The 14,860-nt window shown below is 66.6% G+C and carries 14 protein-coding genes; 11 read left to right on the top strand and 3 right to left on the bottom strand.

What is annotated here, in order from left to right; genetic code table 11:
* The 7 genes from GX414_03015 to GX414_02985 all read left to right on the top strand — a co-directional run.
* The coding region (locus GX414_03015; protein NLI46059.1) for a hypothetical protein at positions 1–160 on the top strand (160 nt) is incomplete at its 5' end.
* Positions 160–708 (top strand): BMC domain-containing protein, encoded by a 549-nt coding sequence (locus GX414_03010; GenBank protein ID NLI46058.1) that lies wholly within the window; start codon positions 160–162, stop codon positions 706–708. The genes GX414_03015 and GX414_03010, both read left to right, overlap by 1 nt.
* Before the next feature lie 450 nt (positions 709–1,158).
* Positions 1,159–1,329, top strand: coding sequence for a helix-turn-helix transcriptional regulator (locus GX414_03005; protein NLI46057.1), 171 nt, complete (start codon positions 1,159–1,161; stop codon positions 1,327–1,329).
* 379 nt (positions 1,330–1,708) lie between these two features.
* Positions 1,709–2,788 carry a DUF1573 domain-containing protein gene (locus GX414_03000; GenBank protein ID NLI46056.1) on the top strand — a complete coding sequence of 360 codons (1,080 nt, stop codon included), beginning with the start codon at positions 1,709–1,711 and terminating at the stop codon, positions 2,786–2,788.
* A gap of 104 nt (positions 2,789–2,892) precedes the next feature.
* Complete coding sequence (locus GX414_02995) at positions 2,893–3,678, top strand: MBL fold metallo-hydrolase (GenBank protein ID NLI46055.1); 786 nt, start codon at positions 2,893–2,895, stop codon at positions 3,676–3,678.
* 13 nt (positions 3,679–3,691) lie between these two features.
* The gene (locus GX414_02990; protein ID NLI46054.1) at positions 3,692–5,002 is read left to right on the top strand and encodes an adenylosuccinate lyase; all 1,311 of its coding nucleotides are present in this window, start codon (positions 3,692–3,694) and stop codon (positions 5,000–5,002) included.
* On the top strand, positions 4,999–5,613 hold the full coding sequence (locus GX414_02985) for a hypothetical protein (protein ID NLI46053.1): 615 nt from the start codon (positions 4,999–5,001) through the stop codon (positions 5,611–5,613). The genes GX414_02990 and GX414_02985 overlap by 4 nt, the downstream gene beginning before the upstream one ends.
* Positions 5,614–5,637: 24 nt before the next feature.
* Here the strand turns inward: GX414_02985 and tsaE are convergent, their stop codons facing one another.
* Genes tsaE through GX414_02970 form a run of 3 tightly spaced genes read right to left on the bottom strand, consistent with a single transcriptional unit; the run spans position 5,638 to position 8,826 of the window.
* Positions 5,638–6,087 (bottom strand): tRNA (adenosine(37)-N6)-threonylcarbamoyltransferase complex ATPase subunit type 1 TsaE, encoded by a 450-nt coding sequence (gene tsaE, locus GX414_02980; protein NLI46052.1) that lies wholly within the window; start codon positions 6,085–6,087, stop codon positions 5,638–5,640.
* Positions 6,084–7,655: an NAD(P)H-hydrate dehydratase gene (locus GX414_02975; protein NLI46051.1), complete on the bottom strand. Its 1,572-nt coding sequence runs from the start codon at positions 7,653–7,655 to the stop codon at positions 6,084–6,086. Before GX414_02975 ends, tsaE begins: the two co-directional genes overlap by 4 nt.
* Positions 7,656–7,659: 4 nt before the next feature.
* Positions 7,660–8,826, bottom strand: coding sequence for an aminotransferase class V-fold PLP-dependent enzyme (locus GX414_02970; GenBank protein ID NLI46050.1), 1,167 nt, complete (start codon positions 8,824–8,826; stop codon positions 7,660–7,662).
* 148 nt (positions 8,827–8,974) lie between these two features.
* On the opposite strand from GX414_02970, the gene GX414_02965 reads away from it, so the two are divergent.
* The 4 genes from GX414_02965 to GX414_02950 are packed head-to-tail and all read left to right on the top strand — an operon-like array spanning position 8,975 to position 14,823.
* Positions 8,975–10,462, top strand: coding sequence for a tetratricopeptide repeat protein (locus tag GX414_02965; GenBank protein NLI46049.1), 1,488 nt, complete (start codon positions 8,975–8,977; stop codon positions 10,460–10,462).
* A gap of 50 nt (positions 10,463–10,512) precedes the next feature.
* Complete coding sequence (locus tag GX414_02960; protein ID NLI46048.1) at positions 10,513–13,476, top strand: GAF domain-containing protein; 2,964 nt, start codon at positions 10,513–10,515, stop codon at positions 13,474–13,476.
* The gene (locus GX414_02955; GenBank protein NLI46047.1) at positions 13,473–14,561 is read left to right on the top strand and encodes a response regulator; all 1,089 of its coding nucleotides are present in this window, start codon (positions 13,473–13,475) and stop codon (positions 14,559–14,561) included. The genes GX414_02960 and GX414_02955 overlap by 4 nt, the downstream gene beginning before the upstream one ends.
* A 34-nt stretch (positions 14,562–14,595) precedes the next feature.
* Positions 14,596–14,823: a hypothetical protein gene (locus GX414_02950; GenBank protein NLI46046.1), complete on the top strand. Its 228-nt coding sequence runs from the start codon at positions 14,596–14,598 to the stop codon at positions 14,821–14,823.
* Positions 14,824–14,860 lie beyond the last annotated feature (37 nt).

Raw genomic sequence — 14,860 nt, 5'->3', positions numbered from 1 at the left:
GGTGGCCGCGGCGCAGGCCGTCGGCCGGGTCCCGGCCGGCGCCCTGGGCGCCCACGTGCACGCGCCCGCCGCCGGAACGGTGGTCCGCGCGGACGACGTCGTGGTCATCGCCACCGCCCCGCCCCGCGCCCGAAGATCCCGTGGAGGAGACATCGCATGATTGCCAGCGCCATCGGAGCCCTGGAGTTCAACAGCATCGCCCGCGGCATCTTCGCCGCCGACGCCATGGCCAAGGCGGCCGCGGTGGAGCTGTTCGCGTCGAAGAGCATCTGTCCGGGCAAGTACATGACCCTCGTTCACGGCGAGGTGTCCAGCGTCGAGGCCGCCATTGCCACCGGCAAAGCCGCCGCGCCGGGCGCCGTCGTCGACGAATTCATCATCCCCAACGCGCACCCGCAGGTGTTTCCCGCGCTCACCGGCACCGCCGCCATCGCCGCGCTGGCCGCGGTGGGCGTGCTGGAAAGCTACTCGGCCCTGACGGGCATCCTTGCCGGCGACGCGGCCGCCAAGGCCGCCGCCGTGGACCTCATCGAGATCCGCCTCGCCAACGGCATCGGCGGCAAGGCGGTCCTGACTCTGACCGGATCGGTCGCCGACGTCGAGGCGGCGATCCAGGCCGGGGAGGCGGCCATCGCCCATACCGGCCTGTTCGTGGCTGCGGTGATCATCCCGGCGCCCCATGGGGATGTCCAGAAATTCCTCGTCTGAGGCACGACACCGGATGGCCGTCGACCGACTGAAATTTCCGGAACTGGAATCCGACCCCCGCCGGCGGCCGCGGCTGATTTCCCAACGCTGATCCGGACGCTGCTGGGCCATCCCGACGCCATCGCCGAAATCAGCCCGCCCGTCCTCGATCGGCTGGGGCTTGAAGCCGCCACCGACTGGCTGGTGGAGCACCTGAACCAGCAGTCGGGTCTCGCCATCACGCTCGATTCCGACCCCAAGCCCGAACCGTCGACCATCGAGAAGCGGGCTCTGCTGTTCCAGGGTGTGCGGGAGCCGCTGGTAAACGCCATCAAGCACGCGGGCGCCCGCCGGATCCGGGTGTTGCTGCGACAGGAGCACGGGCAGGTGCTCACTGTCGTCGAGGACGACGGCAAGGAATTTGCCGCCGATCCGGCTCCGCCCCAACCCCTCACCCCGCGCGAGTTGGAAATGCTGCAACTCATCGCGGAAGGCAAAATCACGAAGGAAATCGCCGGTATCCTCTGCGTGAGCGACAAGACCGTTGACTCGTACCGGCTGCCGATCATGGCCAAACTCAATCTGCACTGCATCGCCGAGCTGACCAAGTACGCGATCCGCGAAGGCCGCGCGCCGCTCTGACCCGCCCGGCGGCCAATCGCTGCCCCGCGGCAGCGGACATCAGGATATTTGAAGGCCGTTATCAGGAAATCTCTGATTTACGCTCCAGATTCAGCGGCCTAAACTGGCAGCAGGGTGCGGATCGGGCTCTGATTATTGGCACTCATGTTCAGGGAACCCAGGACTTGGCGCATGAGCCGGACCCGACATACGGTGATTTGACAGCAATGAGTCGGGCCATCTGGGATTTTTCATCTCGACGGCTTTTGCAAACCCTTTGCCGGGCCTGCGGTTTCAGGGAGGCTGAAGAAGCCGGTTGTTTTCGCCCGCCGCCGGACGGGCCGCCTCACAATGGAAACTGCTTCGCGCCTCATCCGGTCCGGGTTACAATGTCCGTGTCATGAACCGCTCGCTCGCTGTCCAGGTGATCCGAATCGGTCTGGCCGGATGGCTGGGCTGCGCGCTGGCCGCCCAGGCGCCGGTCGCGCCCGCCGCCGCAGGACCGATGCTCACCGCCACCGACCGCTATTACGACGCGGGCCGCATCTCCGCCGCCGGACCGCCGATCGTCCACACCTTCACCATCGCCAATACCGGTACCGCCCCGCTGAATATCCTCGAGGTCGAGCCCATGTGCGAGTGCGCCCGCTTCAGCCTGGGCGCCAACCGGCTGGCGCCGCAGGAATCCACGTCGCTGGAAATCGTGCTGGACGTCCGCGACAAGCGGGGCTCATTTTACGACGGCGTCTGGCTGGTGACCGACGACCCGCGTCAGCCGCGCGCCGCGTTCTACATCGTTGGCGACGCGTACACCCGCCTCGATGTCTCACCGGACATCCTGAGTTTCAGCATGGCGCCGAAAGAGCATGTCAACGGCGCGACCGCGGAGCTGGCCGTCGCGATCAACGACGACGACGTCCACGCGCTCCAGTCGGTGAGCGGATCCTCCCCAACCGTCACGGCTGCCTTCACGCCCGTGGACGACCGCCACTACCGCGTGTCCGTCCGGCTCCAAGTGGCGGAGGCCGAAGTGATGCTGGACGAATGGGTGGAGCTGGTGTTTTCGGGAAAGGCGGAGGAGCGGGTGCGTGTGCCGGTGCGCGGCCTGGTCACGGGGCCCATCCAGCCGTCCACCCGCTATCTGGACCTGCTCGATTTCGCCCAGAGCAGCCCGCCGGAGCGGGTGGTCTACCTGTGGGACAGCGTGCCGTTCACCGTCACCCGTGTCGAGACGCCGCCCTGGCTATCGGCGGTCGCCCGGCCCCTGGAACGCACCGCGGGGGGGAAACCGGTCCACGTCCAGAAAATCACGTTCCGCCTGGATTTGGAAACCACACTCCCCATGCAGCCGCCGACGCACCTGGTCGTGCACACGGATCACCCCGCGGCGCCGCGGGTGATCCTGACGCTGGAGGATCGCCGCCACGCGGCCGGGCTGGTGCCGCCAGCGGAGCCCGCCGCACCGCCGCCGCCTCGCTGAGCGGCTCCGGGCGCAGGCCGGCCGCACCGCGGAATGTGCCTTGCGCGCCCCTGACGGGTGTGATAATTTGGCACGCTTGAGATGACCACCCAGGCGCCGACACCATGTTGAAAGTACGTCTCCTTGGCAGCGGCAGCGGCGGCAACTGCACCCTCGTTTCCTCGGGGGACTGCCACATCCTCATCGACTGCGGGCTCAATGCCCGGCGCATCAGCCACGGTCTGCGGGAGGCGGGCATCCGCCCCGATCGCCTGTCCGGGATCCTGATCAGCCACGAGCACCGGGACCACATCGGCGGACTGCCGGTCTTCCTCAAATCCGCGCCGGTGCCCGTATTCCTGTCCCCAGGCACCGCCGCCGGCACCGCGCTGAACGGCACGGAAGCCCCCGCGGAGCACTTCCAGGTCGGGCAGCCGTTCGGTGTCGGGCCCCTTGAGGTCATCCCCTTCGCCGTCTCCCATGACGCCGTGGACCCCTGCGGCTTCATCATCCGCTGCCGGGGCGTCCAATTGGCGCACGTCACCGATCTGGGCTGCATGACGGAGCTGGTCCGCCAGCGGATCCGGCAGTCCCACTGCCTGGTCATCGAGTCCAACCACGACGAGGAGATGCTCAAAATAGGCCCCTATCCCTGGCCGCTCAAGCAGCGCGTCCTGAGCCGGGTGGGCCACCTGAGCAACCGGGATCTCGGCCGGTTTCTGGCCCAGGACTTCGATGGCGCCGCCGCCACCATCGTGCTGGCGCATCTGAGCCGGAAGAACAACCACCCCGAGATCGCCCGCCAGAACGTCCGGGACGCGCTGGCGGAGCGCACGGCAGCCCGCGCCGACGCGTTCGAGATCATCGTCGCCGACCAGGACCGGCCCACCCCGCTGATTACCATCGACTGAAGGAGGCGCGCCCATGATTCCCCGCTACACCACCCCGGAGATGGCCAGGATCTGGAGCGAGGAACGCAAGTTCGACAGCTGGCTGCAGGTGGAACTGGCCGTCTGTCGGGCGCTGGGCCGGCGCGGTATGATCCCGGCGGAGGCGGTCGCGGCCATCGAGGCGAAGGCCGCGTTCTCGATCCCGCGCATCCAGGAGATCGAAGCCGTCACCCATCACGACGTGATCGCGTTCACCACGGCGGTGGCCGAACAGGTGGGCGAGCACTCCCGCTTCTTCCACTACGGACTCACCTCCACCGACGTGGTGGACACCGCCCAGGCGCTGGTGCTCCGGGAGGCGGTGGCGGCGATCCGCACCGAGACCGACGCGCTGGCCGCCGCACTCAAGACGATGGCTTTCCGCCACAAAACCCTCCCCGTCATCGGCCGCACCCACGGGGTCCATGCCGAGCCCACCACCCTCGGCCTCAAGTTCGCCCTCTGGTACGCCGAGCTGCAGCGCCAGCGGCCCTTTCTCGATCTGGCCGGCCGCGGAGTGGTCTGCGGCAAGATCTCCGGCGCGGTGGGCACCTTCGCCCACCTGAACCCGGAGATCGAAGCCGAAGTCTGCGCGGAGCTCGGGATCGACCATGCGCCCATCAGCACCCAGGTGCTGCAGCGCGACCGTCACGCCCAGTTCCTCTCCACCCTCGGCGTTCTGGCCGGCACTCTCGAACAGATCGCCCTCGAGATCCGCCACCTCCAACGGACCGAGGTGCGCGAGGCGGAGGAGCCGTTCCGCACCGGGCAGAAGGGCTCGTCGGCGATGCCGCACAAGCGCAATCCGGTCAGGTGCGAGCAGATTTGCGGTCTGGCCCGGGTGGTCCGCAGTCACGTGCTGGCCGCCCTCGAGGACCAGGCGCTGTGGCACGAGCGGGACATCTCCCACTCTTCGGTGGAGCGGATCATCCTGCCCGACAGCACCACCCTGGTCCACTACATGCTCCGCACCCTGACGGGCATCGTCGCCGGCCTGCACGTCTATCCGGAGGCCATGCGGCGCAATCTCGCGTTGACCCGCGGGCTCATCTACTCGGGTCAGCTGCTGTTGGCGCTTACCGAACGGGGTGTCCTGCGCGAAACCGCCTACGCCTGGATCCAGCGGGCGGCCATGCGCGCGTGGGAGACCGGCGGCGACTTCCAGGCGCTGGTCCTGGCCGACGCCGACATCCGGCGCCACCTGTCGGAGGCCGAGATCGCCCGCCACTTCAGCCTCGAGCACCAGCTGCGCCACGTCGATGCGATCTTCCGGCGGGTGTTCGCCGAGGAGGCCGTGGAATCATGAGGATCACGCTCCGCTCCGTCGCCGCCCTGTTGTTCGCCGGGCTGGCTCCAGCCGTCGCCTGCCCCGCCGGGCCAACGACCGACCGCATTGCGCTCGCCGCGCCCATGGTGCTGGAGTACACGGGCCAGGTGGCCGGGTTGAACGCCCAGTCAGGAACCCGGACGGTGTTCCGGATCCGCGCCGTCGCGCCGGAGTGGCGGGTGGAGTGGGAGGAGGCGTTCCGCCTGGGCGCCTTCGTCGTCCCGGCCAGGGTGCTGGCGGAATCTCGCCGCTATTACCGCAGCGTCGTCCTGGAGAACGGACGGGAGCTGCCGCTGGACGGTACGCTCCTCGTGCTCAGCGCCGCGGTGTATGACGAACTGGAAGGGGGACGGCAGGCCAAGCTCCAGATCCAGCGCTATCCAAGCTGGCTGCGGCAAACGGGGGAAACGACGATGACCGTCGATGGCCGGTCGGTGCCTGCGCTCGCGGCCACCGACAGCCTGGGCCGTACGTATTGCTTCCAGCGCGACCGGGCCTTTCCCCTGCTGCTCCGCTACCAGGCCAACGCGTACACCGAGTGCCTGACGCGCATCCACCACGGCGACGTGCTGTTCCGCTGGTATCACTGACGCGCCGCCCGCGCCCGGTCCGCCTCAGGTCGTCTCGGCGGCGACACCGTCGGGGCCGTTGACGATGGTCACCCGGCGACGGTCGTCGCCGAGATGTTCCATCCGGACTTCCACCGCCCCCGGCTGCGCCGCCTCGAGCCGCTCGGCCCATTCAACCAGCAGCAGGTCGGCCGTCTCGTCCAGATCGTGATACCCGATGGACTCGAGGTCGGCCGGTCCGCTCAGCCGGTACAAATCGACGTGCGCGACGCGGCAGCGGCCGCGGTACTCGTTGACGAGGGTGAAGGAGGGGCTGCGCACGTCGGCCGGCGACACGTCCAGCTCGCGGCACATCCCCCGGATGAAGACGGTCTTCCCCGCGCCCAGCTCTCCGAAAAACAGGACGGTGGCCGGCAGCGCCAGCCGCCGCGCCAGCGCCCGGCCCAAGGCGAAGGTCTCCGCCTCCGATTCAGTGATGAACCGCGTCCGGCTCACGATTCGCGGATCCGCCGGATGGCGGGGCAGATGAACCGGACGATGTCGCGGGCGATGACCGACTCCTCGCTCAGTTTCTCGGTGGCCAGGTCCCCCGCCAGGCCGTGGACGTAGACCGCCGCGTTGCACGCCAGCGCCCACGCCTCCGGGTTCTGGTGGTTGATCCGGGCACAGAAGGCGCCCAGGATGCCGGAGAGCACATCCCCGGAGCCGGCTGTGGCCATGCCCGGATTACCGGTGGGGTTGATCCAGACCTGGCCGTCCGGATCGGCGGCCACGGTCCGATGTCCCTTGAGGATGAGGTAATGCCCGTACTTGCGGGCGAAATCCTGGGCGATCATCTCGCGGTTTTCCTGCACCTCGCCCGTGCGGCGGGCCACCAGCCGGGCCATCTCGCCGGGGTGCGGCGTCAGCACCGCCGAGACCTGGATCCGCTTGAGCAGCTCGGGATCTTCCGCCAGGCAGTTGAGGGCGTCGGCGTCCAGGATCACGGGGACCTCCAGTTGGGGCAGCAGGTCCCGAATCAGGGCGACGGAATCGGGTTGGCATCCGAGACCGGGCCCAATCACCAGCACGTCGCGCGTCTTGAGCAGCTCCAGGATGCGGCCGGCGGCGGCCGGGCTGAAACACCCGTCGTCGCCGCCCGGCAGCGCTTCCACCATCAGCTCGGGGACGTCGCCTGCGGCCACGGCGGCCAGCGCGGCCGGCACGGCGATGGTCACCAGGCCGGCGCCGCTGCGGAGCGCCGCCAGTCCGGCCAGTTTCACGGCGCCGGTCTTGCCGCGCCCGCCGCCGACCACCAGAATGTGGCCGAAGTTGCCCTTGTGGGTGTCCTTCTTGCGGGGCAGGAAGAAGCCGCGCACGTCGTCGGCCGACAGCAGGTTCAGGGCGTGTTCCGGAACATCGAGCAGGAAATCCGGTGTGCCGATGGACACCGTGTACAGATCCCCCGTGTAAACGCCGGCGTCGCCCAGGATCAGGCCCGGCTTGGGCGCGGTGAAGGTCACAGTGAGGTCGGCGAACACCGCGGTTTCCACCGGGCGGTATTCGTCGGCGAACAGGCCCGAGGGTAGGTCCACGGCCACCACGGTCGCCGGTGAATCGTTGACGGCGCGGATGACGTCGGCCTGGAGCCCCTCCGCCGGCTGGTTGAGGCCGGTGCCGAGGAGTGCGTCCACAACGAGATGGAACGACTGCAGATCCTGGCGGAGCGATTCGAGGTCGTCCGACGCGGTGACTTCTGCGATGGGGATGTCCCGGTAATTCCGGATGATTTCCAGGTTGACCCGGGCGTCGCCCGTGATCCCGTCGGCGCCGCCGATGACGTAGACGTGGGGCGTGATCCCTCGCAGGAACAGGTGCCGGGCGATCACGAAGCCGTCGCCGCCGTTGTTGCCCCGGCCGCAGATCACACCGATGTGGAACGAGTCGAGCTTGTCGAACTCCTCCTCCAGGACCTGCACGACGGCAATGCCGGCGTTCTCCATGAGGGTGGTGCCGGGGATGCCGATCTCTGTGGTGGTGCGGCGATCCACTTCACGCATCTGCGCGGATGTCAGCAATTTCATATGATCACCTTCCGTCGGTTGATTTGACGATCCGGTCCAGGCGGATGAACGCCTCGGCCACCTCTTCGGCGGTGTTGTAAAAATGGGGCGACATGCGGACGGCGCCGTTGCGGACCGCCGCTTGGACGCCGGCCGCCGACAGCCGCGCCACCAGGTCGACGGCATCGCAGCCGGGCACGCGGAACGACACGATCCCCGAACGCGCCGGTCCGTCGGGCGAGAGCACCGTCCAGCCCCGCTGTCCGGCCGCTTCGGCCGTCAGTTCCGCCAGGGTCAGGATACGGGCGGCCACGGCCGCCGGTCCCAGCCGGAGGTAGTGGCCCACCGCGGCTTTCAGGTTGTGCACGCCGAACGCCGACAGGTTGCCGGTCTCAAACCGCCGGGCCGCCGGGGGAAACTCCAGCCGGTAGTTGAGCATGTGCTCCCAGTCGCGCACGCCCATCCACCCCACTGCGGCCGGATGGAGCCGGTCCAGCAGTTCCGCCCGGCAGTAGAGGAACCCGATGCCCTCGCCGGACATCAGCCACTTGTGCCCGCCGCAGGCGAGGAAGTCCACGCTCCCGCTGCCCACATCAAGTGGCAGCGCGCCCAGTTGCTGGATGGCATCCACGCAGAATAACACTCCGCGGTCGCGGCAGAACGCGCCCAGGGGCGCCAGATCCAGACGAAAACCGTTGAAGAACTGGACCGAACTCACCGAAACCACCCGCGTGCGCCCGTCCATTCGGGCGATGATGTCCGCCGCCTCGCAGCGTCCGTCCCGGAGCGGGACGTACCGGACATCCACGCCCCGGCGGGCCAGGTTCTGCCAGGGAAACACGTTGGCGGGAAACTCGATGGCCGGCAGGACCACGTTGTCGCCCGGCTGCCAGTCCAGGCCGTTGGCCAGCACGCTGATCCCCTCGGAGGCGTTCCGGGTGAATGCGATCTCCTCTGGCCGGGCCCCGACAAGCTCGGCGAGGAGCGTGCGGGCATCCTCCACCACCTGGAGGGTTTCCTGCCAGTGGTGGTCGCCATCCCGCGAGATCGCCTCAAGATAGTGGCGGGCGGCGTCCAGCACGTAGGCCGGCAACGGACCCACGGCGGCGTGGTTGAGGTAGATCCACCGCCGCGTCACCGGGAAGAGCTCGGCGCGCCGGTTCGGGTCAACTAGGGGTTCGGTCCGATTCATGACGGTGGCTCACTGGGTGATAACGTATAATTATATCATCGAGATGGTGGGTGGGCCGAGTCGGTTGTTGATGAGAAAAATCCATCGCCCGGCCGAAACATCCAACTCGACACTCCGTAGGAGTATGTATCAGCGTCGAGGAGACGTTATGCGTCGTGGAATATGCTTCAGTTTGCTTTTGATACTCTGCCTGGCCGCCGTGCCCGCAACGCCCACGCGGGTCAAGGTGGAAACCGGCGGCCGGACCATGACACCGCAAACCCGCGACCAGGTGTACCGGCTCATCCACCTCCACTTCGAATACAACGTGGAACGACGGTTCGAGGCGGCGGAAAACACACTCCGGCAGGCCCTGCAACTGAACCCGGACCATCTCATGACCAACTATTTCATGGCCAATGTGATGGAATTCCGGGGCATGGACGATGAAGCCCGCCGTTACAAGGCCCGGGTGGACGCCCTGATGCCCGGCGCCCCGCCGGCCGAGCAGATCTGGCTCCGGTTACCCCAGAAATGGCGCATGGGCAAGGAGCAGGTTCAGGAGACCCATCTCAAGCTCAAGGAACTCATGGTTCAAAACGGCAGCGACCCGGTGCCGTTCTATGTGGCCGGGCTCTTCTACACCACCATCAACAAGCAAACGCTCGCCGCCGAGTGCTTTGAGCGGGCGCTGGAGCTGGCTCCCTACATGGGCCAGGCGCACAACCTGCTGGGCTATACGTACACGTACATCTACAAGTACGACTTGGCGATCAAGCACTTGGAAATGTACGCCAAGTTGTACCCGGACCATCCCAACCCGCATGACAGCCTCGGCGAGATCTACCTGATGACCGGCCGGTACGACGAGGCCATCGCCCAGTTCCAGGACGCCCTGGACCTGGATCCCAACCTGGACTACGTCCACGAACACATGATCCAGGTGCTCAACGCCAAGGGCCAGCACACCCGAGCCATGAAGTACGCCCAGAAGATGTGGGAACGGGCCACCAGCAGCGATGCGAAGACCACCGCGCTCCTGCAGATGGCCGAAATCCATCACCACAAGGGCGAGTACGACAAAGCGTTGAAAAAAGCCCAGGCCGCACTGGAGCTGGCGCCGCGCTCCCCGCTGGCCTATTACGCGCTGGGAATCTCCAACCTGCAGTCCGGCCGGATGGACGAGCTGCGCAAACTGCTGGACGCCTGGCAGAAGCTGATTGCTACCCGTCAGAGCACCGATCCTAAAGACGCGAACAGCATGTCGAGATACAAGGGCGATCCCCTCTATGATTATCTGGTGGGCCGGATGAACACCTCGCTGGGCAACTTCAGCACAGCCATCGAGCTGTTCCGCAAGGTATCCGATGCGATCGCCATACCGCACCGCGCTATCTTCGCCCGTTGGGCGCTCGCTGAGGCCTACCTGGCTTCGGGCCAGATCGATCTGGCGCGGGACGTCATCAACCAGAACCTCTCCATCAATCCCAACCACGCGCCCAGCCTGTTGCTGAAAGCCAAGATCGCCGCGGCCACGGCGCAGAAAGATGAGGCGCGCCAGCTGGTGGCGCGCTGCCTGAACGTGCTGCAGGACGGCGACAAGCGCGCCCCACTCTACCAGGACGTCAAGCAACTCAGCGCCCAGCTGGTGGAATGACCCCCGGGCCGGATGCGCCCCGCGCCAGCGGCCCCAATAGACGAGAGCGCATGATCGCATCACCCGCCGAATTCGGTTGGCACTGGCGAATGCTCAAGCTGGCGGCGTTCGGCCTGTCTGTGGCCGTGCTGGCTCTTCTGCTGTATGCCGCATCCATCCTGAACCGGACGCCGACCCCCGGCTTCGACGTGGAAAACCACTATCGCTGCGTGCTCAGGGGTTCCGCCGGCCTGCCGCTGCAAACGGGCGACATCATCCTGTCCGTTAACCGCCAGCCCATCGTCCGCCCGCAGGATTGGGTGGAGATCCGGCGCCAGATCGCCCCAACGGACATGGTCAACGTCAGCGTGCGCCGCAGCGGCAAGACCTACCAGCTCCGGGCCACGCTGGGCGATCTGGTCGCGGCGGGCCCTGTGTTCAACCCCGACAACCTGGCCCTGCAGGTGGAATCCGCCCCGATTCTCACGCCGCTCCGGCCCGGAGACCGCATTCTCAACATCAACGGTCGGATCGTCCAGAGCGGCCGCGCCGAGGAAATCCGCGCACAGCTGGCATACCGCGACGGCCCCTCGACCCTGCTGGTGCTCCAGACGGGTCGGCTGCAGCTCGTCACGCTGTCGCCCGCCGAGATGGACCGCCTCCGGACGAACCTGGTGGAAAAATACGGCGTGTTCGTCAGCGCCGTCCACCCCTCGCTCGCCGACCGCCTGACCGTGGGCGACCAGGTCCTGAGCATCGACCAGCAGCCGGTCTTCAACCGCACGCAGGTGCTGCACAAGCTCAACCGGCTCGGTTTCGGCGCCACGTACTCCCTGAACATCCGCACGGCGGACGACTTCAACTGGGCGGACCTGACCGTCCAACTGTCGCTGTGGGAGGCGCGCCACCCGGCAACGTTGCTGGGGCTGCTCTTCGGCTTGGTGGGTGGGCTCATCTCGATCTTCCTGCTCGTTCGCTATCCCAACCCGCTCCTCAGCCTCCTGCAGTCGCTGGTCTACTTCGGGATGGCCAGCCTGCTGCTGCTGGGCTGGACGCTGACCTTCCCCCCGCTGGCCGGACTGGTCGGGTGGGCGCTGCCGGGCGCCCTGGCGCTGCCCGTGGTGCTGCTCGTCCTGATCGCCCACCATCCCGTCCGCGTGCCGGTGATCGCCAATCCCCGCGTGCTGGTCCTGGCCGGTGCGGCGCTGCTGGCCGCTGCCGGCGCGGCGTGGTTCGGCGGCGCCGGCGTCATCCCGCCGGAGGCTGGCGACGTCTCGCCTGGCCTGACCGTGCTGGAAACCGCCGCCCGGCTGGCTGCCCTGGCGGTCAGCGTCGGGCTCATCGCAGTCAGCCTCGTCGCGTTCCAGTCGCAGCGCCAGCCGCACGAGCGCACCTCCGCCAACATCCTGTACTTCGGCCTCATCGCCGGCACGGTCCTGCCGGCTGCCGGTTTCGCCACGGAGAGCCTCTTCCCCGAAACGCGGCTGTCGACAGGCACCGCCCTCGCAATCCTGGCCGCGGCGCTGTTCGGCCTGACCCTCCTGTTCGACTTTGTACGCAAACGCGTGTTCTACGCCGACATCGTCCTGAAGAAGAGCATCGCCTATACCCTGGTCTCGGGCGTCATCCTGTTCCTCTACTTCCTGCTCCTGGTCTGGTACGGCGACGACCTGCAGCGATATCTCAAGATCGGCCCCATGTGGCTCATGATCCTGTTTCTGCTGGCGGCGGCGTTCCTGATCGAGCCGCTGAAGGCCTCCATCGCCAAGCTGTTGGACCGCGTCTTCTACCGGGCCCACATCAACTATCGCGAAACCATCCTCGAGACGTCCCGGCAGCTGAACTACACGATGGACATCCCCACGGTCATCGACCTGAGCCTGAACAAGATCTCCGCCGTGGCATACCTGAAAGGCGGCTACTTCTTCCTCCGCAGCGGTGAGGCCGAGGTGTTCGAATGCGCCGCGGCCCGCAACCCCGAGATCGAGGATTTCCGCTCGGTCCAGATTCCCGCGTCGTGGCAGGTGGTCCACTGGCTGATGGACAAGCGGGACCCCATCGAGCTGTTCGACCGGCTCAACCACCGGCGCTTTCTCGCCCTGCCCCCCGAGGAGATCGCCCTTCTGCGGTCACTGGAAGCTTCGGTGATCGCCCCGCTGTTGTCGCGCGACCGGCTGCTGGGCATCCTGCTGCTGAAAGCCAAGCTGTCCGGCGAGCTCTTCTCGTACGAGGACATCAACTTCCTCGGGATTCTGTGCAACAACGCGGCCATCGCTCTGGAGAACGCCCGGGCCCGGGAGAAGGAACAGGCGTTCATGCAGACCATGCACCACCAGAAGCGGCTGGCCCTGATCGGGCAGATGGCCGCCAACATCGCCCACGAGATCCGCAATCCCCTGGTCGCCATCAAGGGCCTCGGCCAACTGGTGAGCGACAGCTTCGACGGCGGCGACCCGCGCGCCCAGCACATGAAGGTGCTCAATGCCGAGGTGAACCGCCTGCAGAACGTGGTCTCGGAGCTGGTGCGTTTCGCCCGGCCCATGGAGCTCGCCAAGGATCTGATGGACCTCAACGCGTGCATCCAGGACGCGGTGGACCTCTATGCGGAGGAGAGCCGCAAGCGCCGCGTCAACCTGGAATTCCGGCCGGGCCGTGAAGCGATCCGACTGACGGCCGACTTCGAGAAGGTCAAGCAGGTGCTCATCAACCTGCTCCAGAACGCCCTGGACGCCACGCCGCCCGGCGGCCGGGTGCTGGTGGAGTCGTTCCTTGACGACGCGGCCGGCGCCTTCGAGGCGGCCGGCATCCGCGTCACGGACACCGGCCCGGGCATCCCCGCCGAGTTGCGGGAGAAGATCTTCGAACCCTTCTTCTCCAACAAGGAGTCCGGCACCGGACTGGGTCTGGCCATCGCCCGGAGCATTGTGGAGGAACACGATGGCGCCATCGCCGTCGGGTCGAGCGCCGACGGCGCCGGTGCTGTGTTCGAGGTCCGCTTTCCCGTCCTGGAGGCCAAGGGGGTCAATTCGCGATGAAACGTGCCGATTTGCTGGTCATCGACGACGAGTTTCCCGTGCTCTACACGATCAAGGCGATCCTCGAGAAACATTACACCAGCATCGCCACATTCACCGATCCGAAAGAGGGGCTGGCCTTCCTGGCGGAAAAAGGCTGCCGCGTGCTCATCACCGACCTGCGGATGCCCAAGATCAACGGCGTTGAGGTGCAACGTCGCGCCCTGGCCGCGGACCCGGACATCCAGGTGATCATGCTCACCGCCCACGGCTCCGAGAAGGTGGCTGTCGAGGCGCTCAAGATGGGGGCGTTCCACTACATCACCAAGCCGTTCGATCCCGAGGAGCTTCTCCTGCTGGTGCGCAAGGCGCTGGACCAGTATGCGTTCCGCAAGCGAATCCAGTATGACACGGAGATGGCCCGCTCCCTCCAGATCAACCTTCTCCCCGCCACCACTATGGCCACCGACCGCTTCCGGATCAGCGCCCGCTACATCCCCGGCGGCAACGTGGGCGGCGACTACTACGACTACCAGCTTCTGTCGGGCGGCGCGCTCGGCGTCATCATCGCCGACGCCGCCGGGCACGGCGTCAGCTCCGCCATGATGATGGCGATGCTCAAGATGGCGTTCACCACCGCCGCGCCCGCCTGCGGAAATCCGTCCACCCTGCTGGAGATCATCAATCGGTCGTTCATCCCGATCCTGAAGGGGCGGACATTTTTCACCGCCTTCTACGGTATTTTCCAGCCCGAGCCGCTGCGCCTGACCTTCGCCAGCGCCGGTCACCCATTCCCCCTCTTCCTGCGCACCGCCGAGCAGCGGTTTCTGGAGTCAGACATCACCGGTCCGGCCATCGGCCTATTCCACGACGCCGCTTATGTCGACAACGAGATCTCCATTCAGACCGGCGATCGCATCTTGCTCTACACCGACGGCCTCACAGACCTGGACGAGGACGGCGCCGCCTTCGCCGAATTCCGAAACCAGATGCAAGCGCTTGCGTATAGTAATCAGCCGGATTTACTGGACGTGCTCAGTCAGCCCGTCGTCCAACGGCACCCGTCCCACGCGGACGACATCACCATGGTGCTGATCGAGTGTTGACAGCGCCGCCGCGGGAGGATTCGTGCGAGATCGAATGAACCAACTCGTTGAAAAAACAGACCTTACTTTCCACGAACGGGTCAAGGAGTTCGAAAAACTCCTCATGCTCGACGCCCTCGATCGGACTAACTGGGTGAAGCTGCGCGCCGCCCGCTCCCTTCGAGTCACCTACCGGATATTCAACTACAAATACGAGAAGTTCGGGCTCCGCGCACTCAACCCGCGCCGCCGGAAAAAGCGCGAATCGCAGCTCGTGTGCTGATTGTCTGCGGCGGACGCTGTTATTCTCTCCATGGCGC

Source organism: Acidobacteriota bacterium (genome assembly GCA_012517875.1).
Taxonomy (GTDB): domain Bacteria; phylum Acidobacteriota; class JAAYUB01; order JAAYUB01; family JAAYUB01; genus JAAYUB01.
The sequence above is the reverse complement of the archived record's forward strand: the minus strand, read 5'-3'. Positions and strand labels throughout refer to the sequence as shown.

Excerpts from the sequence above, each read along its gene's own strand:
- GX414_03005 (NLI46057.1), top strand. The coding sequence starts at position 1,159 with ATGCTGCAACTCATCGCGGAAGGCAAAATCACGAAGGAAATCGCCGGT.
- GX414_02955 (NLI46047.1), top strand. The coding sequence starts at position 13,473 with ATGAAACGTGCCGATTTGCTGGTCATCGACGACGAGTTTCCCGTGCTC.
- GX414_02960 (NLI46048.1), top strand. The coding sequence starts at position 10,513 with ATGATCGCATCACCCGCCGAATTCGGTTGGCACTGGCGAATGCTCAAG.
- GX414_02990 (NLI46054.1), top strand. The coding sequence starts at position 3,692 with ATGATTCCCCGCTACACCACCCCGGAGATGGCCAGGATCTGGAGCGAG.
- GX414_02985 (NLI46053.1), top strand. The coding sequence starts at position 4,999 with ATGAGGATCACGCTCCGCTCCGTCGCCGCCCTGTTGTTCGCCGGGCTG.
- GX414_02995 (NLI46055.1), top strand. The coding sequence starts at position 2,893 with ATGTTGAAAGTACGTCTCCTTGGCAGCGGCAGCGGCGGCAACTGCACC.
- GX414_02975 (NLI46051.1), bottom strand. The coding sequence starts at position 7,655 with ATGAAATTGCTGACATCCGCGCAGATGCGTGAAGTGGATCGCCGCACC.
- GX414_03000 (NLI46056.1), top strand. The coding sequence starts at position 1,709 with ATGAACCGCTCGCTCGCTGTCCAGGTGATCCGAATCGGTCTGGCCGGA.
- GX414_02950 (NLI46046.1), top strand. The coding sequence starts at position 14,596 with ATGAACCAACTCGTTGAAAAAACAGACCTTACTTTCCACGAACGGGTC.
- GX414_02970 (NLI46050.1), bottom strand. The coding sequence starts at position 8,826 with ATGAATCGGACCGAACCCCTAGTTGACCCGAACCGGCGCGCCGAGCTC.
- GX414_02965 (NLI46049.1), top strand. The coding sequence starts at position 8,975 with ATGCGTCGTGGAATATGCTTCAGTTTGCTTTTGATACTCTGCCTGGCC.